This is a genomic window from Halobacillus sp. KGW1 (genome assembly GCF_001592845.1).
Lineage (GTDB): Bacteria > Bacillota > Bacilli > Bacillales > Halobacillaceae > Halobacillus.
Window position 1 is genome coordinate 278,274 of record NZ_LSOC01000002.1, and the last position, 23,860, is coordinate 302,133.

A 23,860-nucleotide genomic window follows, 5' to 3' on the forward strand; every position below is an offset into this window, starting at 1 on the left:
ATGAAGGATGAATCGTTTCATTATTGGATCGCCGGCACCGCTCTTGGCTCCTGGCTGCTTCATTTCGCTGGAAACCTCGATTTCTATGAAACAGAAAAAATCATTTCCGGCATCGTGTTTAGTTTCATCACCGTAATTATTTATGTTCTCCTTACCTTCTTCTATTACCGGCGGAGGTAGATGGTTTTAGTACATATAGGGAGGATAATAGTAGACGGGGTGGATATAAGCGGCCTGGTGCGGGTACCTCCCTTGTGCACCGGTTCTCCGGGTGCAGTTGGAATAAGGACCGATATAGGTGCTCGGCTGGATCGGTGCCGTTACTTCCTTCCATTTCTGTTCGTCCATGCAGTACGTGTGCGCCATGACCTCCGGCGGGGTAAATTTCAAGATATCAGAGCCGAGAATCACTTCCGGATTCGGTGCATCGAATATGGCGAGCAGGTGGGTGTCATCGGCCGTTGCTATTTCATAATGCCACCATCCCTGAGGGACGTTTGCGACCTGCCCCGGGGTAATAGGGAAATGCAGCAGCTCTTTCGTAAACGGTTGAAGAAGAGAAACAGTGGCGGCCCCGGAAATGCAGTAGACCAGCTCTGCTGCGTTTTGATGGTAATGCGGCTCTACGACGTTCCCTTTTGTCAGGAATATATCCAGCAGGGACGAACCTTCCAGCGTATTCAGCTGCTTCTGACCTAAGATGTTGATTTTGTTATGAGCGTCTTTTGTAAACAGAGGACTTGTATTGACATCAAAGAAATAGTCGGCTTCAGAAGAAGTGGGATCCGCGTTTCCTGTCATACCTCTCACCTCATTATCGTTGTTGTAGTAACGTATGAATCCGGAAGAAAAAGGTGCATCCCGCCTGTCGCCGCAGCATAGACTATAGCGGGGAAAAGACCCGATTGACGTTCCGCAGTGAATAGGGTATGATAGTCTCACTTACCACAGGTCATACCTGTGGGAACAGGATCGTGTCATCCTCCAAAGGGGAGTAGCTTACAGTGATGTCGACAATACGTGGTCATGGAAATGATCGCCGGCTAAACTGGCAACGTACCGTTGTTTGCGAGACCTTTGCCATTTAAGGTAAAGGTCGGAATCTCATACATGTAGAGACCTTTACCCTGGTTATAAACGGTGAAGGTCTTTTTTGTATTCCAATAAAGCCGTTCCCCGGCGGATCTGTATCAGGGAGGAGAAAGCCTATCGAGGATGGAGAACAGCGTCTTGTGGACAAATGGATCAAGGAAGGATACACATATTATGAATAAAGGGGATAGGTTATGGAAACGTCGATGAAGCTTGCAGCAGTGGCTCTGTTGATTCTATTGACAGCGTTCTTTGTTGCAAGCGAATTTGCGATTGTAAAGGTAAGGAAGAGTAGGTTGGAAGCACGGGCAGACGAAGGGAACAAGCGGGCGAAAGCGGCTCTGAAAGTGGCAGGGAACCTCGACTATTACTTGTCTGCGTGTCAATTGGGAATCACGATCACGGCACTTGGACTGGGGTGGCTCGGCGAACCGACGCTGGAAGTCCTGCTTCATCCGCTGTTCAGCGGCCTTGACTTACCATCTGGTTTATCTCATACGATCAGCTTTGCTATCGCGTTTTTCATTATCACGTTCTTACATGTGGTATTAGGAGAATTAGCGCCGAAAACGATGGCGATCCAAAAGGCAGAATCCATTACACTGATGCTTTCGCCTCCATTGATTATTTACAGTAAAATTATGTACCCGCTGATCTGGCTTTTGAATGGATCAGCCAATATGCTGATCCGTTTGTTCGGATATAAGACTGCGAAAGAGTCGGATGACGTGCATTCGGAAGAAGAACTGCGCCACATCCTGTCTGAAAGCTATGAAAAAGGGGAAATCAACCAGTCGGAATTCCAATATGTCGAGCGCATATTCGATTTCGATGACCGCCTGGCCAAAGAAATCATGGTCCCCCGGACGGACATCGCCGTTGTGGATGTGGAAGATCCTTTAGAGGAATCCCTCTCCTTCATCAAAGAAGAGAGATACACGAGGTACCCCGTCATTCAGGGGGATAAAGACCATGTGATCGGTGTGCTTCATATTAAAGAGCTCTTTCGTCAAGACGCTGTCGATTCGCTGGAGCGGTTCATCCGTCCGGTGACGAGCGTGTTTGAGAATATACCGATTCGTGAACTGCTTGTTCGGATGCAGCAGGAAAAGACGCAGCTCGTCCTGCTTACAGATGAGTATGGTGGCACGTCCGGAATCGTTACGGTCGAAGATATCATTGAAGAAATCGTAGGAGACATCCGGGATGAATTCGATGAAGAAGAGGAAGAGATCGTCAAGGAAGAAGACGGGAGCTTTCTGATCGATGGGAAAGTGTCGATCGTAGACGTGAACCACTACTTTGAACTGGAGCTCGAGAACGGAGATGTCGACACGATTTCGGGATGGATTCTGAAAAACGATGTCGATGCCGGAGAAGGTACGATTCTTCAGCACGGCCCGCACAGCTTCGAAGTGGCGAGCAAAGAAAACGGGCAGATCAGAAAAGTGAAACTGTCGTTATAATTGAAAAAAGCGTGCTTCCGATAAGGGAAGCACGCTTTTTTTACGGGTGTTCTTTTCCTTTTTAAGGATTTTTACTAGTTATTTAGAATCTTTATATTATCATTATCATCCATTTTGTTCTGTTCGATTATTGATTTATGTAATAAATATACTTTTATATAAGTCTTTTTAATCTTTTTTATGTATGTGAATTGCGTTCTAATTAACCAGTTTAAAAGAAAATGGGTGATTGACGGAACTTTTTCCATGAAAGGGCTTTATCAAAGGTGCGGTATGGGATGGAGACGGATGGGGAAGGGGCCGATGGGAATCGTGTCGCTTTCATCCTCTTTTCGTCGAAATGGTGCGGTTTTTGTCAGAATACGCGTTTATGTTATACTACTCCACATGTGTTTTTGAAATAAGGTTGTAAACATCGAGGAGGGTAATTTGTGGAGTTTGATTTAACTCTTGCCACATGGTGTTGGCTGCTTATTCCAATGCCGTTGTTAATTATCATATGCATCATTACATTCTTTACAGAAAAGGGAGAGAAGTGAATCACCAATGGACATAAACATTCAAACCTTAATCGCAATTATTGTATACCTCGTAGGGATGCAGATCGTCGGTTACGTCGCCGCCCGGTTGACGAGCGATCTGTCTGACTACGTGCTTGGGGGAAGAAGACTGACCCCTGGTGTCGCCGCCCTGAGTGCCGGATCCTCGGACATGAGTGGATGGCTGATGCTCGGACTTCCTGGTGCGATGTACCTCACAGGAATGAACTCGATCTGGCTTGCGATCGGTCTTGCTACCGGAGCGTTCATGAACTGGCAGTTCGTTGCCAAGCCGTTCCGTGTCTATACCGAAGTCGCTAAGGATTCCATCACGGTTCCGGATTTCTTTGAGAACCGTTTCCACGATCATACGAAAGTGCTTCGTGTATTATCTGCGATCATCATCTTGATCTTCTTTACTTTCTATACATCTTCCAGTCTCGTAGGAGGTGCGGTGCTGCTTGAGAACTCCTTCGGTATGAACTACCGACTTGCTTTATGGGTAGGTGCCGCTGTTATTCTTTCCTATACGCTGTTCGGCGGGTTCCTTGCCGCGAGCTGGACCGACTTTATCCAGGGAATCTTGATGTTCCTTGCGTTGATTATCATACCGATTGTTGCCATTCAAGAACTCGGCGGCTGGAATGAAACCGTCCAGGCAATTGGAAATATGGATACGTCTTATCTTGACGTCTATTCCGGCGTGACGGTCATTAGTGTCGTGTCGCTGCTTGCCTGGGGACTCGGTTACTTTGGACAGCCACATATCGTCGTACGATTCATGGGAATCCGTTCAACGAAAGACATCCCGAAAGCGCGGATGATTGGTATGGGTTGGATGATCATTTCCCTGTTCGGCGCGATATTTGTCGGTTTTGCCGGTATCGCTTATTTCGCTGATGCACCGCTTGCCAATTCGGAAACGGTCTTCATCATGTTCTCGCAGGTATTGTTTAACCCATGGGTCGCCGGGTTCCTGCTGGCAGCGATTCTGTCTGCCATTATGAGTACGGTCGATTCCCAGCTGCTTGTATCTTCCAGTGCCCTGGCACAGGACTTCTATAAAGCGATCTTCCGTAAAGAAGCGAGCCAGAAAGAAGAGATGATCGTCGGCCGCATTTCCGTTATCGGAATTGCGTTCATCGCTGTCCTGCTTGGATATGACCGCGATAGTAAAGTGCTTGAGCTGGTCAGTTATGCATGGGCAGGTTTCGGTGCTGCATTCGGTCCGTTGATTCTGCTTGCCTTGTTCTGGAAGCGGATGACGCGTAACGGTGCGGTAGCGGGGATTCTCGTCGGTGCCGTCACGGTCATCGTCTGGAGCAGCCTGGAAGGTGGAATCTTCGACCTTTACGAGCTTGCCCCTGGGTTTGTGTTCTCCTTCCTGTCTATTATTATTGTCAGTCTGATCGGCAAAGAGCCGCCTCAATCCGTGCAGGAAGAGTACGATCAGTATAAAGAGAAAATGAAACAGGCATAAGCTGTGAGCCCTCTATCCTTGGATAGGGGGCTTTTCGTTTGTTAAAGAAGCCATGTACGATATAGCGGAGAGATACCACTTTCGATAAAGGGCGGAGGGAAATGGGCAGACTCCAGCGGGATTAGCGGAACAGGTGAGACCCCGGAAGAGCAACGCGATGAGGAGGCTCACCGGCCGCCCCGTGGAAAGCGTCCCATTTCCCGGAGCCCGCTCTCTCCGTATGCAGCTTGCAATCACAAATTCTAATTTTTGATACACCTCTTAAAAGAAGTTAAAGACTATATGTTCACCAGATTTGTCAGATGCAGAGCTTTTTCAATTACCTGGAAAGTGGTATTGTAAATATTGTGTAAAGATGGGGGACGAATACTTCTGCTTGTCTTCTAATAGCTTTATTATAGAAAGAAATGTTTGTTCATAAGCCTTCACTAAATAGAAAAAAGAGTGGGGAATGACATGGAGAACTGGCTGTTGGATATGATGAACAATTATGGGTACATAGGGATTTTACTGCTGATCGCTTTGGAAAATGTGTTTCCACCGATCCCGTCAGAGGTCATCCTTACGTTCGGTGGATTTCTTACGACTTCGACCTATATGAGCGTGGCCGGTGTCGTTGCGGCATCGACGGCAGGTTCTGTGATCGGGGCGCTCGTGTTGTACGGAATCGGGCTCCAGCTCGATGTGGAGCGGATGGAGAAGCTCATCGACCGCTACGGGCGTGTGTTGAGATTGACGAAGGAAGATGTCCGGAAAGCAGACCGCTGGTTCGATAAGTACGGCCCGTGGACGGTATTCTTCTGCCGGTTCGTGCCGCTGATCCGCAGTTTGATTTCAATTCCGGCGGGGATGTCGAACATGCCTCTCGGTATTTTTCTGCTGTTGACGACGCTTGGGACATTGATATGGAATGTCGTCCTTGTCAACGTCGGTGCTTCTGTAGGCGAGTCCTGGACGGAAGTCGTCCGCTATATGGACGTGTATTCTACCATTATCTATATCCTTTTGGGGATAGCCTTCCTTCTCTTCGTTCTGCTGTACTTGAAGAAGAAAAGAAGGAAGCATTAGAGGAGAGACGTCAATGGTATTGTGGGTATTCCTTGTTGCTGTCGTGCTCGGCTTTGTAGAGGGATTGACCGAGTTTGCACCTGTATCATCGACCGGGCATATGATCATCGTCGATGAGCTTTGGCTGCACTCCAGGGAGTTGTTCAGCGAACCGGTCGCCAACACGTTCAAAGTGGTCATCCAATTAGGTTCGATTCTTGCTGTTGTCGTCATTTTCAAAGACAAATTCAAACAGATGCTTCACGTAGGGAAGCCCGTGGATAGAAGCGGACCGAAGCTGAAGCTTTCACAGGTCATCGTCGGCATCATTCCGGCGGGGATTCTCGGATTTCTATTTGAAGATTATATCGATACGTATCTTTTCTCCGTTCAGACGGTCATTATCGGCCTTGCTGCCGGAGCCGTCCTTATGATCTTTGCCGATTATTATCAGAAAGGACAGAGACACACGACGATGACGGTCGACCGCATCACATACAGGCAGGCGTTTGGGATGGGACTGTTTCAATGTATCGGCCTGTGGCCGGGGTTCTCAAGGTCCGGATCGACGATTTCAGGAGGGGTGCTTCTCGGAATGAGCCACCGGGCTTCCTCGGATTTCACGTTCATCATGGCTGTCCCGATCATGCTCGGTGCGAGTGGGCTGTCTTTAATGAAGAACCTGGAATATTTCACGGTTGATGCGTTCCCGTTCATTGCCGTCGGTTTCATCAGTGCATTCGTGTTTTCGCTTGTGTCGATCCGCTTCTTCCTGAAGCTGATCAACCGGATCAAGCTCGTTCCGTTCGCCATCTACCGAATCCTGCTTGCCGGCTTGTTATATGTGCTGTATTTTTGAAGGAAGCTGCCGCCCCCTTGAGGATGGCAGCTTTTTTGTTGTTCATAAGAGGAGGGGTTGCGGAAAAAGCGGTGTTTTCCATGGTCATCCGGTTCGTGTCCTCTTTCTTTACATACATCAACACCGGGCGTGCTCCTGCAACGAACGGCTTTAGTCAGGAGGTTTCTTTTTGGCGTTTGAATATCAGTTCATAGTAGGAAGGAATGCCGTAGCTGCTTGATCCTGGTGCAAAGATCTGGACCAGTTCCCATCCGTCCTTTGCCTGTTCGTGAACGACTTCGTGGTAGTCATTTTCCGGCTTCCTGCGTAACGAAGATAGTTCCAACTTGATGAATTTATGTTCATACATGTGCGACACCTCCAGATTATATTCTTCTATACGTATCAACTACACGTTTGTTTCAAAAATCTGGTAGGATATAATCGGGAGGAGGGAGACGGTTGGTATCTTTCATTTTCATCGTTATCATATTCTTCATATGTATGAGCATCAGCTCTGTAATGAATGTGCTGCTAAAAACGACGGGGAAGCGGGACTGGTTCCTTTCATTCGTGCTGAGTCTTGCCATTGCTCTCTTCGCTTCCGGTGTACTTTGAAGAGATGGAAAGGGAGGAAATGGGGATGGATTTTTTCGGATGGAATGTGGTTCTTGATAAGAGCTTGAAACCATACATAGATAAGGACCATCAACGGATGGCGGTGCTTACCGCAGAAGATGACGACATCCATATAGCACTCGAGATGGAGGAGGACGGGAGCCTCGTCATGCATCCGAGGTGGAACCTCAAAATCGTTCTAAGGGAAGAGAAGCTGGTCGAGCTTACAACGAACAGCTGAGAGGAGAGGTTTGAAACCATCATGAAGAAAACACGATGGATGTTGGGCGTTCTGTTTGTACTTGCCGCCTGTCAAAACAGCCAGGCTTCCAGTGGACTTACCGTGAAGCCGGCGGAGCTTTCGGAAGAAGGAGAAGTATTGGCAAAACAGATCTATGCGGATTTCAAAATGTTCTACACGCTTGATGGAAGCATTGGAGAGGATGAGGTGGTCGTCGCTTCCATGACGACCTATGAGAATGGGAAAGAAACGGCAGAGGCGCTGTCTACTTTTGAATCCTGGGAAGGAGGGGCCTTTGAGGAAGCACTTCATTCGTTCCAGCTGTTGAGGTCTGAGGAAGGAGTGGACTTCATCATAGGTTCCCCGGAAGGGTATGTGGCTTCCAGTCACAGTGGTCAAGGGGAGAAGGAGGAGATGGGATATATCTTTCAATCTCTTGAACAGGAAGAAACTCTCGAAAAAGGCCGCCCCCTTTATGTGGGCTATGTGAAAGGTTCCACCGGTAATTCCTTAGAAGCACCAGGGATAGGGGACGCTCACACTTTTCCTGAAGATCTGAAACAGGCGGAAGAAGCGATTGTCCTTGAGCTTCAAATCAAAAACAAACACGATATAGAATGAAGAATCCCCGGCTGCGAGGCAAGCCGGGGATTGTTATCATGATCCTATCTTTCTGTATTCTTCGGCCATTTCCAGCTCCTTCGTCTGCGTGAAGGCACTGACGATGACGACGAGTGCAATATTTGTAAGCAATCCGAGAATACCCGGGTTGATATCAAGCGGCTGGCTGTCTGCGACAAGTTGGTAGTAGTAGTTGACGATTGTTCCGACGATCATGCCGGTTACGACAGCGGGTGCAGTGACACGTTTAGAATAAAGGGCGGCATACACACCCGGGGCAAATTGAACGATGGAGCCATAAGCTCCGAGCAGCAGGGCGATAAGCCCCTGTCCTCCGAAAACGGTGATGAAGTAGGCGAGTCCACCGATTACGAAGACGCCGATCCGCATAATGAGAAGCGTCTGTTTCGATGACAGGTCCTTATTGACATTTTTTATGAAGCCGTCCGTCAGCTCAAGAGAGGCGCTGTGGGTGATGGCGTCGGCCGTACTCATCGCGGCGGCAAGCGCTCCGGCACCGACAAGGCCGTATACCCATCCAGGGAGGTTCATCACGGTCGTGATCAAGTAAGGAAGGATCTCATCCGGTGACCCGATTTGGGAGGGATCGATGACGTTGACGGAGGCGAAACCGACAAATAAAAGTGGAATCAGAAACAGGGCGAAGACCGGATAGACAAGCACCGTCTTCTTGATCGTCCGGGCTTTCGTCGCGTAGGATTTAGAGAATAAGTGCGGCCACATCAGGAACCCGATGGTCGATACGAGAATCATTGTCGTATAGGCCATGGCTGACATGGTCGATCCTTCTGCTCCGATCTGGAGGAAGCCTGGATTCGATTCCGTAAGATTTCGGAACATGTTCGGGATGCTGTCATGCAGCTGGTTGACGATTGTGATTCCGACGGTCCATGAAATGACGATCATGAGAATTCCCTGAAAGACATCCGACCAGGCTGCTGCCCGGAGCCCGCCGGTCGCGACATAAACGACAACGATGCCGTAGGAAAGAAGGGCGCCCAGCCAAATCGGGATTCTTCCTTCGGTCATGATGTTGAAGATGTAGGCCATTCCTTTCATCTGCGTCGCTAAATATTGAATGGAAGCAAGCAGTGTAATGATACCGATCAGCATCGCGAGTCCGCGGCTGGAATAGCGCTTCTGCAGGAAGCCGGAGACGGTATACAAGTTGTGCTTGCGGCCGATTTTACCGATTTTCGGACCAATTATGTACCACGGAAGAATGGCGAAAGCGGTGTAGGTGATGATGTACAGGGCGGGTGCTCCGCGGGAGAACGCCCATCCTGGTGCGCCGAGGAAGGAGAAAGCGCTGAAGACGGCTCCTCCCATGAGGAACCACATGACGAAGAGTCCCAGATTTCCGCCTGCAACGGTGAATTCCTCCAACGACTCTTTGTCCTGTTTGCGCCCGGCCAGGACACCGATAATTAAGGCGACGACTAAATAACCGATCATCATGATCATTGCGATCTGCCATTGTGTCATATCATTGTACCTCCTCTTCGTCCTTGTCCGGATCGAGACGATACAGGAATAGGACGATAATGAATGTGATGATGATCCAGAAGATCACCCAGAAAACGGAGAAGGGGAGCCCGATGATGAAGGGCGTCTCCCTGTTTCCGATGGCGAATAATGGAAACACCATCAATAAGAAAGGGGCAAGCAGTGATAGACAGTAGAGTTTAACGAATTGTTGTTTGCTCAATAGACATCCTCCTTTAGTTTGTGAAAGACGGTTTTTCCATCCAGGATCGTCTCATCGACGGTCACCTCAGGAAGTTGCTGGATAGGAGTATTCAGGACAGGGCGATCGAGGATGATCAAGTCTGCAAGCATCCCGGGCTTAAGGCTTCCTTTCACATCCTCTTCACCGCTTGCATAAGCTCCTCCCCACGTATAAGCCCGCAGCACTTCTTCCAGAGTGATTCCCTGCTCCGCGCCGACGGACCGTCCGGACTTCGATTGTCTGGTGATGGCTGCATGAATGCCGACGAACGGATCGGCGGTCGTAATCGGACTGTCCGAACCGATTGCAAATGGGATATCGTTTTGAGCGAAGGCGTGCATGGGGAACATCGCTTCTACGCGATTCCCGTAGTCTTTCCGGTAACCGTCACCGAATTCGTGCAGGAAAGCGGGATTCGGGATCGGTACCGCCCGGACTGCTTTCATGCGCTGGACGAGATCAGCCGGTGTGAACCCACTGTGCTCGATGCGGTGACGTGTGCCGGGACGTCCAGACCGGGCTCTCTCAAGCGTGGTCAAAAGCATGTCCACTGCTTGATCACCCATGGCGTGGGCCGTAAGCTGCCAGCCATGTTCATAAGCGGAGAGAAGGCTTCTGTCGAGGGCATGCTGATCCATGTAGAGCATACCGGAATCTGCAGGATTGCTTGTGTACCCTTCCCGCATTTTGCACGTCGGACCGCTGCTGCTGCCGTCAATGAACACTTTGGCAGGGCCGATCCGGAAAAAATCATCCCCGATACCTGTAGCCATCCCGCTCCGGATGCCGGCCTCCACCATGGAAACGGAATCCGAAAGCGAACCGTAAAGAGCGTATATGCGCTGCTTCAGCGTCTTTTCCTGTACCGCTTTTTGGAGATAGCGGATATGCTTCGTTCCATATCCGCCGGCATCGTGGACGCTTGTAATTCCTAATTCAAGAAAATCAGCGGAAGCGATCGCCAGACCCTTTTGGACCTCTTCTTCGGAGTAGTCCGCGTGTTGGAACATGGCCATATGGGCGGATTCCATTAAAAGTCCGGTCAATCGGCCGCTGGTGTCACGGTGGTACTTACCTCCTGGAGGATCGACGACTGAATCGGTGATACCCGTCAGTTCCAGAGCTTTCGTGTTGACGCAGGAGATGTGCCCGCACGTTCGAACGACGATGATCGGGTGCGAGGTGGACACTTTGTCCAAATCATCTCTCGTCAGGTGTCTCTGTTCTGCCAGATGATTCTGGTTATACCCCCAGCCCCGGATCCATTGTCCCTTCGGTATATCCTCTGCTGCCAGTAAGAGCTGGTCCAGCAGTTCCGGAATCGAATGGACCGCTTTGGCGTTTACGCCGAGCTGATTCGTTCCGTAAAGTTCGAGGTGGGCGTGCGCGTCGATGAACCCCGGCATCAACGTCCGTCCTTCCAGGTCTGTCACCTCCTTACCGCTTTCTACGAAAGCTTGTATCTCCTGATTTGTACCGACTCCAAGAATCCGGTTTCCGCCAATGGCGACCGCTTCGTGAACCGAGAAGCGATGATCGGATGTGAACACTTCCCCGTTGATAAATACTCGTGTCGCTTTCATCGTTGTCCCCCCTAGTCGATGTTGGCAATGCGTGATGCTGTTTGGTAGAGCAGTTCGACCCCTTTAGTCAAATCGTCCATTTCTGCGAATTCCAGCGGGTTGTGGCTGATCCCTTTTTCGCAGCGGACGAAAATCATTCCGTAATCACTGATGTACGACATGAACAACGCATCGTGGAACGGACCGCTCATCAAGACGGGAGAGTCATAGCCGAGTTTATCGTCCTCTTCCTTCATGATGTCTTTGATCCAGTCTGCGCAGTACCTCGGTTCACTCTTCGTATCTTCCGTGACGGAGAACTCCAGGTTATATTCCGTGGCAGCCGTTTCGATGATGGCATGCGTCTTTTTCTCCAAATTCGAACGCGCTTCGACATCGATATCGCGGAGGTCGATCGTGAAGGAGACCTTCTCGGAAATGATGTTCCTTGAGTTCGGGAAGTTCTCGATGCTTCCGACGGTCCCGACCGTGTTCGGCGTTCCTTCCTCTTGGATAAGTGCGTTGAAATTCTTAATGATGGATGCCGCCCCGAGAAGAGCGTCCTGGCGCATGTTCATTGGTACGGACCCTGCATGTCCGGCGAATCCTTCCAAGGTAACGGTCAGCCAGATCGGTCCGGAAATAGCAGACACAATACCAATGGGTTTGTCCTTCGATTCCAGCACAGGTCCTTGTTCGATGTGCATTTCCAGGAAGGCTTCAATATCACCTGGTTTATACACCGGGCTTTGGGAAAGGTCCGGTTCGACGCCGAACTCCCGCAGCGCTTCCAAGCGTGTGACGCCCTTTTTGTCCTTCCGTTGAAGTTCGCCTTCCTCCAGCTGACCGATCAATCCTCGAACACCGAATACCCCTTTGTTGAAGCGGGAACCTTCTTCATCCGAAAAGCAGACGACTTCCATCGTTCGCTCCGCCTGCATGCCTTTGTCTTTCATCGTATGTACCACTTCAATAGCAGCCAGTGCGCCGGCCGTTCCGTCATACCTGCCGCCGTAGGGTTGAGAATCGATGTGCGAGCCCATCATCAAAATCGGAAGGTCGGGATTTTTTCCTTCTTTCCGGCCGATCAGATTACCGAATGTATCGATCTTCGTCTCAAGGCCGGCTTCCTCCATCCAGCCTTTGACGATATCCACCGCTTCCCGGTCTTTTTTCGAATGGGCGAGGCGGCAGACGCCGGTTTCTCCGATTTTTCCTATCTCCGCAAGCGTATTGATATGATTCTCGTATCTCGTATCATTGATTTCCATCGCTGCTCTCCTCCTTATTTGTACTCACTATATCAAGTTCGGAATTATCCGACAATTAACAAAATGTCAAAAGATGTTTGATTATTCTGTATAATAGAGGAGAGAGATTGTCTTTACATACTGCTTAAAGCTTGGATTCAAAGGGTTTAGGAGGCTGCTGTCTTTAAATGACAAAATGTCGGTTTTGGATAATATGTAATAATTTCCAAGAAGGTGACCAGACAGTGGAAATGTTTATGCACCCTGACTATGATGCTGATCATGCACTGGTGTCCACTTTTTCGTTTCAGGTATCTGTACAATGGTGAAAGGACTGGAGAAGAAAATTGAAAGATTACGGGAAAGATTTATTCAGAGGTACAGCTGTTTATTATGCCGCTTATCGTCCGGTATACCCGGAAACGCTCCTTCACTTGCTCCATGACCGTTTCTCCCTTGACGGGTCACAGACGGTGATCGACCTCGGATGTGGACCGGGTGACCTTGCTCTCCGACTCGCTGATCACTGCAGGGAGGTCATCGGTGTCGATCAAGAACAAGAAATGCTCGATGTGGCGCGAATGCTTCAAAGAAAGAAGAGAAAAGAGAATGTTTCGTGGGTTCACGGAACCGTAGAAGAGTATCTGAATCAGTTCCATAGAATGAATGTCGTAACGATAGCGAAGGCTTTTCATTGGATGGATCGTGCCGGGACGCTCGATTCCCTGTATGAGTTCGTCGTGCCGGGCGGAGGAGTAGCCGTCATCGATGATTATGAACCGGATAAAGCAGCCACCGAATGGCAGGAGACATTCAACGAAGTCGTCCGCCGCTGGTATGGACCGACAAGACGGGCGGGAAACACGACGTACAGCCATCCGGAAATAACGCACGAACAAATAATAGAGCAGTCCGCTTTCGATCTTGAAGTATATGAACTTCCCGAAGTTACGATCCGGTGGGATATCCCATCCATCATCGGGAACCATTATTCTACGTCTTTCGGAAAAAAGCAGTACCTTGGAGAAGATGCTCATTTGTTTGAAGAAGAAGTGAAGGCAGCACTCGGATCTTGTGGAATGTATGAAGAAAGAAGGCGGGTATCTGTGAAGATCGGCCGCAAACAAGGAAAGAGGGGAAGCAGATGAATACGGTAAAAAACTATTGGGATAAACGTTATGAAGCAGGCAAACTATGGGGGGACCAGCCGTGTCCTTCCGTGGCACTCGCTCTGCCTTTTCTCGTCGTGAATGGCGCCGGATCGATCCTCGTACCGGGCTGCGGGTACGGCCGGAACAGTCGCGCTTTTGCCGAGAGAGGTTTCCATGTGCTCGGAACAGATGTATCGTCCGAGGCACTCAGACAGGCAACGGCAGATAAACCGGAGGTAATGGAACAGCTGCGGTATGAGCGGATGGATATACGGGGAATGGCTGCCGGGGAATCTTTTGATGCCGTCTTCCTGTCGAACGTCCTGCATCTTTTTCTGGAGAAAGATCGTAAGAAGGTGCTCACAGCGTGCGATAAGCATTTACATAAGGGAGGCCTGCTGTTGTTTACGTGCCTTTCCACAGCAGATAAGAAAAATTATGGAACAGGGGTGGAAGTAGAGCCGCATACGTTCCACCATAACGGGAAGACCCTGCGCTTCTATGATAAACGGGCCGTGATGGACGAGCTTCCGGACGGGTACACACTGCTTGAATGCAGGGAGCATATTCAGACGAAAATGGATCCCTCGGGACAGCGGGAAGATCTTGTCCTATGGTTCGTTGCTGCCAGAAAAAAGGGGGCAGAATGATGGAATGGAATGGAGACGGGACCATGCGCCCCTGCACCTCCTCCGATCATGCCGTCGTCACAAGAAAGATGAAAGCGTGGTGGGGAGGCAGGGAGCTGTCCCTGCCGAAACTTTTCTTTGATCACTTTCAGGACACCAGCTTTATCGTGGAAGTAGATGGGGAAATCGTCGGCTTTCTAATCGGCTTTTTATCCCAATCACGGGAGGAGGAAGCGTATATTCATTTTGTGGGGGTCGACCCGGCTTATCGAAAGCTGGGAATAGCGGCCGCGCTTTACGACAGGTTCTTTGAAAAAGCGGTGGAGCACGGCAGGTTAAGGGTACGGGCGATTACGTCTCCAGTCAATCGTTTATCAATCGCTTATCATACACGGATGGGATTTACCGTCGTTCCTGGAGATAAAGTAGTGGATGGCGTAAAGGTGCATACGGATTATGACGGGAAAGGGGTGGAGCGGGTTTTGTTCGTAAAGGATCTAAAGGGAAGGAGCGGATAACATCCGCTCCTGTTCTTACATTGCTTCTTGGACTGTCTTTTTATCCGCGACATAGATCAGTCGGAGTGCGATCAGCATCAGTACGATCGCTGTGCCCCGCTGCCAGTCGAAAGAAATTTGGAGACCGCCGAACAAACCGAAGTGATCGATGATGATCCCTCCGACAAGCTGTCCGATGACGGTCGCAATATTCGTTGCGATGACACCGATCTTCGGCACGGCGAGAATGGTGAGGAACAAGTATCCGACACCGAACCAGACGGCCGTCAACTGCCACTTCGGCGCATCAAGGACGGCGAGGAAATCCCCCTGTCCGAAGAATAATACGACGATGGCCAGCATCAACGCCCCGGTGAAAAAAGTCATAAAGGTACTCTCATACGTACCTGCGTGTTTACTGAATGCTCCGTTGATCGAGGATTGGGAGCTGAGAAGCACTCCACCGATCACAGAAGCTGCTACTAAAAGAATCCCCATTTTTTCTCCTCCTTAATAAATCAGAATCAGTGCAGCCGCCATCAATAGGACGGCAATGATTTTTTCTTTTTTGACTTTCCGTGCTTTACTGCCGAGCCATCCCTTATGCTCGATGACCATGCTCATCGCCATTTGCCCGACGATGACGCTGATCATGGCTGCACCGACGCCGACAAGTGGTACGGCGATGACCAAGATCGTTAAGTAGGTCATTCCCAGCAGTCCTCCGGTCAGCTGCCATTTAGGTGCTTGGAAGGTGTAGGACAAGGAGCCTTTTCCTAAAAATAGGAGAACGATTCCAAGGATAATGGAACCGACCAGAAAGTTATAAAAGCTTGCTTCGAGCTTCCCGATGGATTGACCAAGTTCTCCATAGATCGCCCCTTCGATGCTCAAAGACAAACCTGCAATCAGTGCGACGATATACATCCATAGTTTCATGATTTTTCCCCTCCTGTTATATCTACAATTCGAATAATGTCGATATGAAAAACAAAAAAAGAGCTCACAGCTCTTCTTTCATGTAGGCAGCCACTTGCTGGATGACCGCTTCATTTCTCCGGTAGTAGGTCCACTTCCCGTGACGTTCGGATTCCAGCAGCCCTGCTTTCTGCATCATCGCCAAATAATGCGAGACCGTCGATTGGGACATGTCGGACTGTTCCTGGATATCTCCAACACATATGCCGCCTTTGTGATGAATCGTTTCCGAAAGGTGGTCGGCCGGCTTGTCGATGTAAGTCATAGGATCCTTCAACCACCGGAGCATTTCCAAACGTTTTTCGTTGGCCAACACTTTGAAAATTTCTACGTAGTTTTCCATGGGGACTATACTAATCGATGATGTTCGATCTGTCAAAAAGACGGCATCGGGAAAAATAAGAAAGAAAGGGGCGAGACAGAGGGGATGCCTCCGGAATGTCGAATGAAATAGAATCGTAACTAAAGGAGGAAGCACACATGATTGATGTACATAACAAAACATTTGTATCCGTCCAAAATACGGAGGACGGGGAAGTATCCGCAGAAACGACGTTCCATTATTATCAGGAAGAAAGCATCATTTACGCGGATTACAGCGGAGGCGACATCGTGAAAGGGAGTCTGGTGGGAATCGTCAAGGAGGACGATACGCTGGAATTCCGCTACAACCATGTCAATAACCAGAAGGAAATCCGCGGCGGATCATGCGTCTCGACACCAGTCTTAACGAAGGAAGGGAAATTGGAACTTTGGGAAAGCTGGCAGTGGAATGATAAGGCACAGACAAGAGGGGAATCATTGATCCGGGAAGTTTAAGTGAAATGGAGGTATGTCCCGGACGCCTGTCACATATCCTATAGTCAATGACTTACTTCAAGGGAGTGGATGGGCATGGGATTCACTTATGGGAAGGACGAGCTGATCGGTGATATACAGGAGCTGTTCGCCAAACACAATGTCCAGGCGATTCATGTGAAAGAGGAAGGGACGCTGTTCTCCATAGACTCGGACGGATCATTTCGGATCGGAGTCGGAGCTACGATCGTCGCTTTCGACCGGCATCCGGATGATAAGACGACCTTCCAGGTGATTGATGGCGGACGGAAGAAATGAAGGCATAGGAAAGGTCCTGAGCTTCGATTTGAGCTCAGGACCTTTTATGTGTTCATTCGGTCAGGCTTTTTTCCAATATGCAGCTTCTTTGTTGGAACGAAGCGGAGGGAATGTATCCCCGTTGCTCAGTTCGATATGTTTTTCATCTTCCGTCACATCTCCACTGCCACCATCTACTAATCCGTCAAATTGGTATGTTCCTGCTTCAGGTGCCTGTTCTCCAGTCTTGTAACGGTCTGCCATTTGTAAAAACATCCTTTCCGATTTTGGTTATATTTTGTGTGCGCACATAGGCTATATATCCAGATAAAACCAATCGAAAACATGTTTTTACCAAAATGTTACATTTGTAGGAGGGGTGAGCAGAAGGGACTATGGGAAAGAGCCTTTGTATCTTTTCTCTGCTTTATCTACAGTCTGTCCGCCCGCTCCTCATCGGATATGAGTGGGCAGGTCGGGCAGCAGTTCTTCTTGTTTCCCTGGTGCAGCATGTACTTCATGCAGCAGTGTCTGCGCACGTAGGTCCCTTTACCGTTCTCTTTTTCGAAAAAGCGGAATTCGAAGTGAAGCGGGTTGACCGTGCCGTCCTCAAACAGCTCTTCGGAAGTGAACCAGTGCAGGACTTTTTCCGCGAAGTCTTTCTTCTCCGGGTGCTCTTCAGCGAAAGCGAGACTCCGTTGGTGCAGGTTGTGACTGACGATCGAGCGCATGTGCGTCGATTTGCAGTTCGATGCTTTCGCAATCGTTTGGAACAACGGCTGAAGATTCTCCGTAATGAACCGGCGGATACGATCCTTCACTTCTTCTTCGGTCAAGTCTTCGATGGAAGCCACCGCTTCTTCACGGATGACGTAGTTCATTTTATTTTTTTCCAAGCATTCGATGCCGATATTCTCAGGGGAAGCATCGATGACGAGCCCGTATTTCACGATCGTTTCGTACATGCCCATCGTCATGACCGAATACATCTTCCCGAACAACAGCCCGGTGATCGATAGGTCGGGGGCTGCCAACCCTTCGTTCTGAGCTTCCAATAAAGCGCGGCATGCCGGTTTATGGTCGATGAGGCTTTCCAGCTCATGTGTAATTTTATGTTCATGGTCCGTACCGATATAGAACCGGTGGTCCTGTTTTAATTGCTCCCATGCAGTATTCATGAAAATGACTCCTACATTTTGGATTTTTCCAGGCATAACGCTGGAAATGAGAACTACTTTCAATTATAAAAGAAGATGGCGTTCCTCTCAACTATCCGAACAGGCATAATGTGCCCGTCTCGTCGTAAGCTAAGCCTATGGTGATTAACCCGGCTGGAAACAGGGAATAGGGTAGTCCGTATCAAGATGGAAAGGAAAGAACCCCAATGCATAACGAAACGAATCGTACCACCTACATACAAAATCAAGCCGACCGGATCATTCTTCACCTTTTGGTGCAGGCGATGATCAGGGAAAATGCCTATCCATACGATCTCCTTCCAAACGGGGCCGCATTTCCAATCGGCAAAGCGGCACTGGAGGTAGAGATCACCCATACATACAGGCTTGGGCAGCTCGATATCGCCCGCGTTCAGTATGTGGAAGGAGAAGATGTGCAGGAAATAACGGACCCGCTGCAGGTCCTGGGTCTCTTCCTGCCGACGGATGATCCTTTCTATATAGAAGTGAAGAACAGTGTCCGGAATCTCGCACTTGCACTCACCGCGTCAGAAGAACGGAACCAGGAAGTGGAACAAGAAGCCGAAGCGCTCGGTGTATCGGATGTTTTTTCTTATGTTCTCCAAAAAAAATCAAAAATGTTCAGTCCTCTGACATTTTTCGAACAGCTGGTCATCCAGGGACACACGATTCATCCATGCGCCCGAACGAGGATCGGCCTGTCCGAAAAAGAAGCAAGGCTGTATGCTCCGGAGTGGGGTGGGACACCGGCGGTTATTCCCGTCGCCGTTCATAAACAGTTATTCCGGGAGACCCTCATGGAGGGGAAAACGGTGAAAGAAATTCTTTTTGCGGAATATCCAGAAGTGGAAAAAGCCTTCCTGTCTGAGATAAACCATCCTGATGATTATGCTTTAATTCCCGTCCATCCATGGCAGTGGAAGCATACGATCGTTAAGGATTACCAAGCGGATATAGAAGCCGGCAGAATCAAGCGTGTAAAAGGCGCGGACATTGCGACAGCTGCGCTCATTTCCTTCCGCTCCCTTGCACCGTTAAATAATCAATGGAAGCACCATATTAAAACAGCCGTCAACATCCAAATGACGAGTGCGGTGCGGACGGTGTCTGCCGCATCCACTTACAACGGGCCGATGCTTTCCCGGTTTTTCAAGGATTTGCTTGAGTCCGATGAAGCATTACGCTCCCATTTGAGCACCATGAAAGAACCGGCAGCGATCCATTATCAACCGTCCACAGGAGTGGAGGATGTCCATTTCTTTCAGAAAAATTTGGCGGCTATTGTAAGAGAAAATCCGGAGCATGCATTAGGTGATGAGGAAGTAGCGATTCCGGGGGCTTCCCTGCTCGCGCCTTCTCCCGTGTCCGGAAAAACGATTGCGGAGGAAGCATCGGAACGGGCAGGATCTCCGCGTTCCTTCATCCGCCGCTATGCCGAAGCGCTTCTGCCTGGAGTGCTGCATCTGTTAGGAGAATACGGGATCGCTATGGAAGCGCACCTCCAGAATGCAGTGGTCGTCTTCAAAGGCGGGCATCCGCTGCGGACGATCCTTCGTGATCACGGCGGCATCCGCGTGCTGGAGAAGCGGCTCGCTGAACATTTCGGTGATGTACCGATTGATGCAAGCACCAATTTGCTGACTGATGATACCGAAGAGCTGCTTGATATCTTTACCCATTCGGTGCTGCATAACCATCTCGGTGAAATTATCGTACAGTTGGCAAGAAAGACCGGATGTGCGGAAGACGGTCTGTGGGCGGAAGTGGAGAAGGTAATCAAGGAAACGGCCGCCCGCCTGTCGGAAGAAGCAAGGGAAGATATCCAGCGAATCCTGCACCGGCCGGCTCGGATGAAGGCGCTCGTGCAGATGCGGTTGAAGAATGAAGTGACGGAGAATCGCTATGTAGATATGCCGAATCCGTTTACAAAGGAAAGCGAGGTGCATGGACGATGACTGTGACAGAACGATCGTTGTTGAAGGAAGAAGCGGATTGTCTGCAGTTTTTACAGAAGCAGCATCCCGAAGAGGTGGATAGATTTCTCGAATACCTTCCGGAAGGCAGAAGAGGAATAGTGAAAAAGCTGTCCGATGCCTATTTCCGTGAGAATATCGACGGGGCGTATGAGAAGGCCGCTGCGATTCCGGTAAAAACGGAGGGAGGACAGTTGAACCGTGCCGTCCTTCCCTCTATGTACAACGGACTGCAAGGCTATGACTTCCAACCCGAGCTTACTTATCAAGCGGTAACATTCGGAACTTACGGCGTAATGTTCGCCATCGATGGTGAATCTGCTTTCCAGCGTGTCCACACGACCGGAGAAGTCGTCTATTTCGATGCTGGAAGTTATCGCCCTGTCGAAACGGCGTCGGAGCTTTCCCGACTGCTTTTCAGCAGGGAAAAGTATCCGAATGTGGATACGTTCCTAAGGGAACTTAATAACGGAGCGGCGAATCTGACACTTGCGTTGATGAATCAGGAGCAGTGGGCGACGAGCGTGAGAGAAGAGGCTGCCGGCAGAACTTCGACAACCGAATATGCCCTTTCCCATTACAGGGAACCGAGTCTTTTCTTTGAACAGCTTGTCACAGACGGACACCATCTTCATCCTGGGGCGAAGACGAAGCTGGGACTGAGCTATGCGGATGTACTGCGCTATTCTCCAGAGTTCCGACAGTCTTTCGCTCTCCGGTTTGTTGCCGTCCGGCAGAACCGGGTGATCAAGACGACCCAGGCATCCATGCTTGCCGATTGCTATCCAGAGTGTTTACAGGAGGCGGGGAAGGAACTGGCGGCGAGAGGGCTTCCGGCTCAGGATTATGAAATTCTGCCTGTCCATCCGTGGCAGTTCGAGCATGCCATCCCTGACATTTATAAGGAAGAATGTGCCTCCGGGGACGTCGTTCTTCTTCCTGGAACGGTTCTGCCGGTCGATGCCACTTCCTCTTTCCGGACGGTCACTTCCAAAAAGAAGGGTGCCCCGGTGTTGAAGCTTGCCGTCAACAGCCAGATGACTTCCACAGTCCGGTCAATCTCTACACAAACCGCGCTCAATACGACCGTCTTTTCGGAAATGCTGGCGGCAATCCTTGAGCGGGAGCCGCAGCTTGACGGTTTTCTTCCCCTGTATGAACTTGGCGGAGCCGCTTTTCATACGGATGCCCGGCTGAAAAGCAGGAACTTGACGATGCTGATCCGGGAAAGCATCGATGACAAACTGGAACAGGGAGAGGCGGCCGTTGCCGGGATGGCGCTGTATGCGAAGTCTCCGATGTACAACGGAACGATCATTCAAGAAATCGTGGAGAACTCACCATTATCCCGGCTTGAATTCTTTATCGACTATGTAGAAAAAGTGCTTCCCGGTTATTTGACGCTGATGGTCAAATATGGAGTCGCCCTGGAAGGCCATCTTCAGAACAGCATTCCTGTTTTCAAGGACGGCCGGCTCACCAAGTTTTTCTTCCGGGACTGGGGCGGGGCCAGGATATATACAGAACGACTCCGGTTTCACGGAATGAAGCCCGCCTTCGCACCGGATTCCGTCTCGATCACCAACGACATCTCTGATATGCACAACAAGCTGTATTACACCGTATTCCAAAACCATTTCGGAGAGATCATCAAGCAGCTCGTCACCTCTTCTGAAGAAGAAGCGCAGTATTGGAAGGCTGTGAGAGAGGTGTCCGATCGTGTCTTGACGTCGCTTATGGAAGATGCGCCGGAAGCGGTGGAGACGGACCGTGCGTTTTTATACCAGCCTGCCGTCATGCATAAATCGCTCGCGACGATGCGTCTGACAGCAAGTAAAGGGTACGGCTATAATGCTGTGCCGAATCCATTAGCTAAAGGATGACAGAAAGATGAAAGCCATCGAAAGATATATAGAAGAAAGACAGGATCATTCGAATCCTGTCTGTGCCTATGTGTATGATCTTACCCGGCTCGAAAAGCATGCCGGGATGATCAAGGAGACGCTCCCGGATTTTTGTTCCTTCTTTTACGCGATGAAGGCGAATCCGGACCGACACCTTCTGAAGACGCTCGCACCGATCATCGACGGGTTTGATGTCGCATCAGGGGGAGAGATCGCCAAAGCGGCTGCCTATGGAAAACCGATGGTCTTCGGTGCCCCAGGGAAGAAGCAGAGCGAAATCGAGATTGCGTTGGAGGAAGGTGTCCGTTATATCAACGTCGAAAGCACCCATGATTGGGATCGCATTGCCCATTTAGCTGAGGAAAAAGGTATATCCATTCCTGTCCTGCTCCGCGTCAACTTAAGCAGCGACGTACCGGAAAGCCACCACATGATGTCCGGTGTTCCAAGTCAGTTCGGAATGTCGGAGGAAGATGTGGCGGCCTGCATCAAGCAGTCGGAGAAAGAAAGCAGAGTGTCGATTGCAGGCTTTCATTTCCATGCCATGTCCAACAATCTCGATGCAGAAGCACACGTGCGATTTGTCCAGCTCTGCGTAGAGAAAGCAGACGATTGGCGCCGGCGCTACGGGTTGGAAGCCTCGATCATCGATATCGGCGGAGGGATCGGTATCAACTATTGGAAGCCGGAAGAACCGTTTGACTGGAAAGCATTCGCCGCCGGTATGCACCGGCTGGATCCGGAGGGATGGACGCTTATCCTTGAAATCGGACGTTACTTGACGGCAGCGAGTGGTTATTATGTGACGGAAGTGCTGGATGTGAAAGAAAACCACGGCCAATGGTTTGCCGTCGTGCGGGGCGGTACCCATCATTTACGGCTGCCGGCCGCCTGGAAGATGAGCCATCCTTTCCGCATTCATTCGGTCGAATCATGGCCGTATCCCTTCAAGCGTCCTGGTGTAGAGAAGGGAAATGTCACGATCGCCGGAGAACTCTGTACGCCGAACGACGTGCTCGTTCGCGGTGATTACGTGGACAACCTGCGGGCCGGCGATATCGTTATTTTCGAATACGCGGGAGCCTACGCATGGACGATTTCCCATCACGATTTTCTCAGTCATCCCCACCCGGAACACGTGTATGTTCGGGATGGGGAAGTGCTTGCTCAGGAAGATGCTGGAACGCTTCCTCGAGAAAAGTGAGAATATCCAGAGACACGGGATAGAGCCCGAGCTCCGCGGATGTCTCCTCGGATTTACGCGCCTGCCAGAATTTATCGATGAGAACAGGGTCATCTCCCAGCATGCCTGCAGACAAGGCGAGGCAGTCTTCGGCGATCAAGCGGCCGTCAATTGAATCGGGACCGATGCCCCGCTCGATACATATCCGGGTCCGCTCAACAAGGCGGATCCATTTTTTCGTTTCCGCTTCTTCCATTTTCGGAAGGTCCTGCTTCAAAAGCATCTGCTCCTCTTCATTGAAATGATGGTTCCAGCGGTTTTGATCCGTCCGCTGCTTGTTGTCCCGTACGAGCGGAAGCAGCGCGTCCCATCGGATCGTCCCTTCGAGGCGAAGCGAGTTCTTCAATGCTTCGTTCTGCCCCAAAGACTGCTCCAGTTCGGCGATCGATGCCCGGAGCTTTGCCTCGTTAAGGGTGAGGATTTCGGCAATCGTCGTTTCCTTGAGGATCTTCTCGATATCGTCAAGCCCCATGGCAAGCGACTTCAGGAGCAGCACCTTCTCGAGCTCCCTGACCTCCTCTTCGGAATAGAGCCTTCTGCCGGAAGGGTCTTTGGCAGCAGGTGATACTAATCCAATCTGGTCATAATACCGGACCGCGCGCACCGTAATATCCAAATGTTTCGCTACTTCTCCTGTCGTATGTAAGCCCATTTTCCAAAACACCTCCAAAAAAACTTGCAGGTGAC

Annotated in this window: 28 protein-coding genes; 16 read left to right on the forward strand and 12 right to left on the reverse strand. The window is 50.1% G+C overall.

Annotated features, from left to right (window positions below; translation table 11 throughout):
* Complete coding sequence (locus tag AXG56_RS02035) at positions 1-180, forward strand: hypothetical protein (protein ID WP_026578420.1); 180 nt, start codon at positions 1-3, stop codon at positions 178-180.
* A gap of 6 nt (positions 181-186) precedes the next feature.
* Here AXG56_RS02035 and AXG56_RS02040 read toward each other — a convergent pair whose 3' ends face one another.
* Positions 187-801 (reverse strand): cupin domain-containing protein, encoded by a 615-nt coding sequence (locus tag AXG56_RS02040; protein ID WP_062512993.1) that lies wholly within the window; start codon positions 799-801, stop codon positions 187-189.
* Positions 802-1,286: 485 nt separating this feature from the next.
* Between AXG56_RS02040 and AXG56_RS02045 the strand changes: the two genes are divergently transcribed.
* From AXG56_RS02045 to AXG56_RS02060, 4 genes are all read left to right on the forward strand, one after another.
* Entirely contained in the window at positions 1,287-2,558 is a 1,272-nt protein-coding gene (locus AXG56_RS02045) for a hemolysin family protein (RefSeq protein WP_062512995.1), read from the forward strand.
* Positions 2,559-3,104: 546 nt separating this feature from the next.
* A complete protein-coding gene (gene putP, locus AXG56_RS02050; RefSeq protein WP_062512997.1) occupies positions 3,105-4,577 on the forward strand; it encodes a sodium/proline symporter PutP in 1,473 nt (490 codons plus the stop codon).
* Positions 4,578-5,033: 456 nt separating this feature from the next.
* Positions 5,034-5,645, forward strand: a complete 612-nt coding sequence (locus tag AXG56_RS02055) for a DedA family protein (RefSeq protein ID WP_008637986.1) — start codon at positions 5,034-5,036, stop codon at positions 5,643-5,645.
* Between the two features lie 13 nt (positions 5,646-5,658).
* On the forward strand, positions 5,659-6,483 hold the full coding sequence (locus tag AXG56_RS02060) for an undecaprenyl-diphosphate phosphatase (protein ID WP_062512999.1): 825 nt from the start codon (positions 5,659-5,661) through the stop codon (positions 6,481-6,483).
* 154 nt (positions 6,484-6,637) lie between these two features.
* Here AXG56_RS02060 and AXG56_RS02065 read toward each other — a convergent pair whose 3' ends face one another.
* A complete protein-coding gene (locus tag AXG56_RS02065) occupies positions 6,638-6,832 on the reverse strand; it encodes a DUF4177 domain-containing protein (protein WP_008637989.1) in 195 nt (64 codons plus the stop codon).
* A gap of 92 nt (positions 6,833-6,924) precedes the next feature.
* Between AXG56_RS02065 and AXG56_RS19360 the strand changes: the two genes are divergently transcribed.
* The 3 genes from AXG56_RS19360 to AXG56_RS02075 are packed head-to-tail and all read left to right on the forward strand — an operon-like array spanning position 6,925 to position 7,942.
* Positions 6,925-7,080 carry a hypothetical protein gene (locus AXG56_RS19360; protein ID WP_161484892.1) on the forward strand — a complete coding sequence of 52 codons (156 nt, stop codon included), beginning with the start codon at positions 6,925-6,927 and terminating at the stop codon, positions 7,078-7,080.
* 25 nt (positions 7,081-7,105) lie between these two features.
* A complete protein-coding gene (locus AXG56_RS02070; protein WP_062513000.1) occupies positions 7,106-7,321 on the forward strand; it encodes a hypothetical protein in 216 nt (71 codons plus the stop codon).
* A 21-nt stretch (positions 7,322-7,342) separates the two neighbouring features.
* Positions 7,343-7,942, forward strand: coding sequence for a hypothetical protein (locus AXG56_RS02075; protein ID WP_062513001.1), 600 nt, complete (start codon positions 7,343-7,345; stop codon positions 7,940-7,942).
* A gap of 36 nt (positions 7,943-7,978) precedes the next feature.
* Here the strand turns inward: AXG56_RS02075 and AXG56_RS02080 are convergent, their stop codons facing one another.
* Genes AXG56_RS02080 through AXG56_RS02095 form a run of 4 tightly spaced genes read right to left on the reverse strand, consistent with a single transcriptional unit; the run spans position 7,979 to position 12,525 of the window.
* Positions 7,979-9,448, reverse strand: a complete 1,470-nt coding sequence (locus AXG56_RS02080; protein ID WP_062513002.1) for a sodium:solute symporter — start codon at positions 9,446-9,448, stop codon at positions 7,979-7,981.
* A gap of 1 nt (position 9,449) precedes the next feature.
* Positions 9,450-9,671, reverse strand: coding sequence for a DUF3311 domain-containing protein (locus AXG56_RS02085; RefSeq protein WP_008637993.1), 222 nt, complete (start codon positions 9,669-9,671; stop codon positions 9,450-9,452).
* Positions 9,668-11,275 (reverse strand): amidohydrolase, encoded by a 1,608-nt coding sequence (locus tag AXG56_RS02090; RefSeq protein ID WP_062513003.1) that lies wholly within the window; start codon positions 11,273-11,275, stop codon positions 9,668-9,670. Before AXG56_RS02090 ends, AXG56_RS02085 begins: the two co-directional genes overlap by 4 nt.
* Positions 11,276-11,286: 11 nt before the next feature.
* Positions 11,287-12,525: a M20 family metallo-hydrolase gene (locus AXG56_RS02095; RefSeq protein WP_062513004.1), complete on the reverse strand. Its 1,239-nt coding sequence runs from the start codon at positions 12,523-12,525 to the stop codon at positions 11,287-11,289.
* Between the two features lie 326 nt (positions 12,526-12,851).
* Here AXG56_RS02095 and AXG56_RS02100 point away from each other — a divergent pair, with 326 nt between their 5' ends.
* The 3 genes from AXG56_RS02100 to AXG56_RS02110 are packed head-to-tail and all read left to right on the forward strand — an operon-like array spanning position 12,852 to position 14,802.
* Positions 12,852-13,652, forward strand: a complete 801-nt coding sequence (locus AXG56_RS02100; RefSeq protein ID WP_062513005.1) for a trans-aconitate 2-methyltransferase — start codon at positions 12,852-12,854, stop codon at positions 13,650-13,652.
* Positions 13,649-14,305: a class I SAM-dependent methyltransferase gene (locus AXG56_RS02105; protein ID WP_062513007.1), complete on the forward strand. Its 657-nt coding sequence runs from the start codon at positions 13,649-13,651 to the stop codon at positions 14,303-14,305. The genes AXG56_RS02100 and AXG56_RS02105 overlap by 4 nt, the downstream gene beginning before the upstream one ends.
* Positions 14,305-14,802: a GNAT family N-acetyltransferase gene (locus AXG56_RS02110; protein WP_008638003.1), complete on the forward strand. Its 498-nt coding sequence runs from the start codon at positions 14,305-14,307 to the stop codon at positions 14,800-14,802. Before AXG56_RS02105 ends, AXG56_RS02110 begins: the two co-directional genes overlap by 1 nt.
* 15 nt (positions 14,803-14,817) lie before the next feature.
* Here AXG56_RS02110 and AXG56_RS02115 read toward each other — a convergent pair whose 3' ends face one another.
* The 3 genes from AXG56_RS02115 to AXG56_RS02125 all read right to left on the reverse strand — a co-directional run bounded on the left by AXG56_RS02115 (position 14,818) and on the right by AXG56_RS02125 (position 16,102).
* Positions 14,818-15,279 carry a DMT family transporter gene (locus tag AXG56_RS02115; RefSeq protein WP_008638005.1) on the reverse strand — a complete coding sequence of 154 codons (462 nt, stop codon included), beginning with the start codon at positions 15,277-15,279 and terminating at the stop codon, positions 14,818-14,820.
* Positions 15,280-15,291: 12 nt separating this feature from the next.
* Positions 15,292-15,720, reverse strand: coding sequence for a DMT family transporter (locus AXG56_RS02120; RefSeq protein ID WP_008638006.1), 429 nt, complete (start codon positions 15,718-15,720; stop codon positions 15,292-15,294).
* A gap of 64 nt (positions 15,721-15,784) precedes the next feature.
* Complete coding sequence (locus AXG56_RS02125) at positions 15,785-16,102, reverse strand: helix-turn-helix transcriptional regulator (protein ID WP_008638008.1); 318 nt, start codon at positions 16,100-16,102, stop codon at positions 15,785-15,787.
* A 137-nt stretch (positions 16,103-16,239) separates the two neighbouring features.
* On the opposite strand from AXG56_RS02125, the gene AXG56_RS02130 reads away from it, so the two are divergent.
* Together AXG56_RS02130 and AXG56_RS02135 are read left to right on the forward strand one after the other, a co-directional pair.
* On the forward strand, positions 16,240-16,578 hold the full coding sequence (locus tag AXG56_RS02130; protein WP_008638010.1) for a hypothetical protein: 339 nt from the start codon (positions 16,240-16,242) through the stop codon (positions 16,576-16,578).
* A 75-nt stretch (positions 16,579-16,653) separates the two neighbouring features.
* The gene (locus AXG56_RS02135) at positions 16,654-16,875 is read left to right on the forward strand and encodes a hypothetical protein (protein ID WP_062513009.1); all 222 of its coding nucleotides are present in this window, start codon (positions 16,654-16,656) and stop codon (positions 16,873-16,875) included.
* Positions 16,876-16,935: 60 nt separating this feature from the next.
* On the opposite strand, the gene AXG56_RS02140 is transcribed toward AXG56_RS02135, so the two are convergent.
* Both AXG56_RS02140 and AXG56_RS02145 read right to left on the reverse strand, forming a co-directional pair.
* Positions 16,936-17,118, reverse strand: a complete 183-nt coding sequence (locus AXG56_RS02140; RefSeq protein WP_008638014.1) for a YjzC family protein — start codon at positions 17,116-17,118, stop codon at positions 16,936-16,938.
* 167 nt (positions 17,119-17,285) lie between these two features.
* Positions 17,286-18,032, reverse strand: coding sequence for an IucA/IucC family C-terminal-domain containing protein (locus AXG56_RS02145; protein ID WP_008638016.1), 747 nt, complete (start codon positions 18,030-18,032; stop codon positions 17,286-17,288).
* A gap of 206 nt (positions 18,033-18,238) precedes the next feature.
* On the opposite strand from AXG56_RS02145, the gene AXG56_RS02150 reads away from it, so the two are divergent.
* Genes AXG56_RS02150 through AXG56_RS02160 form a run of 3 tightly spaced genes read left to right on the forward strand, consistent with a single transcriptional unit; the run spans position 18,239 to position 23,134 of the window.
* Positions 18,239-20,008: an IucA/IucC family siderophore biosynthesis protein gene (locus AXG56_RS02150; RefSeq protein WP_062513011.1), complete on the forward strand. Its 1,770-nt coding sequence runs from the start codon at positions 18,239-18,241 to the stop codon at positions 20,006-20,008.
* Complete coding sequence (locus tag AXG56_RS02155) at positions 20,005-21,909, forward strand: IucA/IucC family siderophore biosynthesis protein (RefSeq protein WP_062513013.1); 1,905 nt, start codon at positions 20,005-20,007, stop codon at positions 21,907-21,909. The genes AXG56_RS02150 and AXG56_RS02155 overlap by 4 nt, the downstream gene beginning before the upstream one ends.
* A 7-nt stretch (positions 21,910-21,916) precedes the next feature.
* A complete protein-coding gene (locus tag AXG56_RS02160; RefSeq protein WP_062513015.1) occupies positions 21,917-23,134 on the forward strand; it encodes a type III PLP-dependent enzyme in 1,218 nt (405 codons plus the stop codon).
* Here the strand turns inward: AXG56_RS02160 and AXG56_RS02165 are convergent.
* Positions 23,046-23,825 (reverse strand): MerR family transcriptional regulator, encoded by a 780-nt coding sequence (locus AXG56_RS02165; protein WP_062513017.1) that lies wholly within the window; start codon positions 23,823-23,825, stop codon positions 23,046-23,048. The genes AXG56_RS02160 and AXG56_RS02165 overlap by 89 nt on opposite strands.
* Positions 23,826-23,860: the final 35 nt, after the last annotated feature.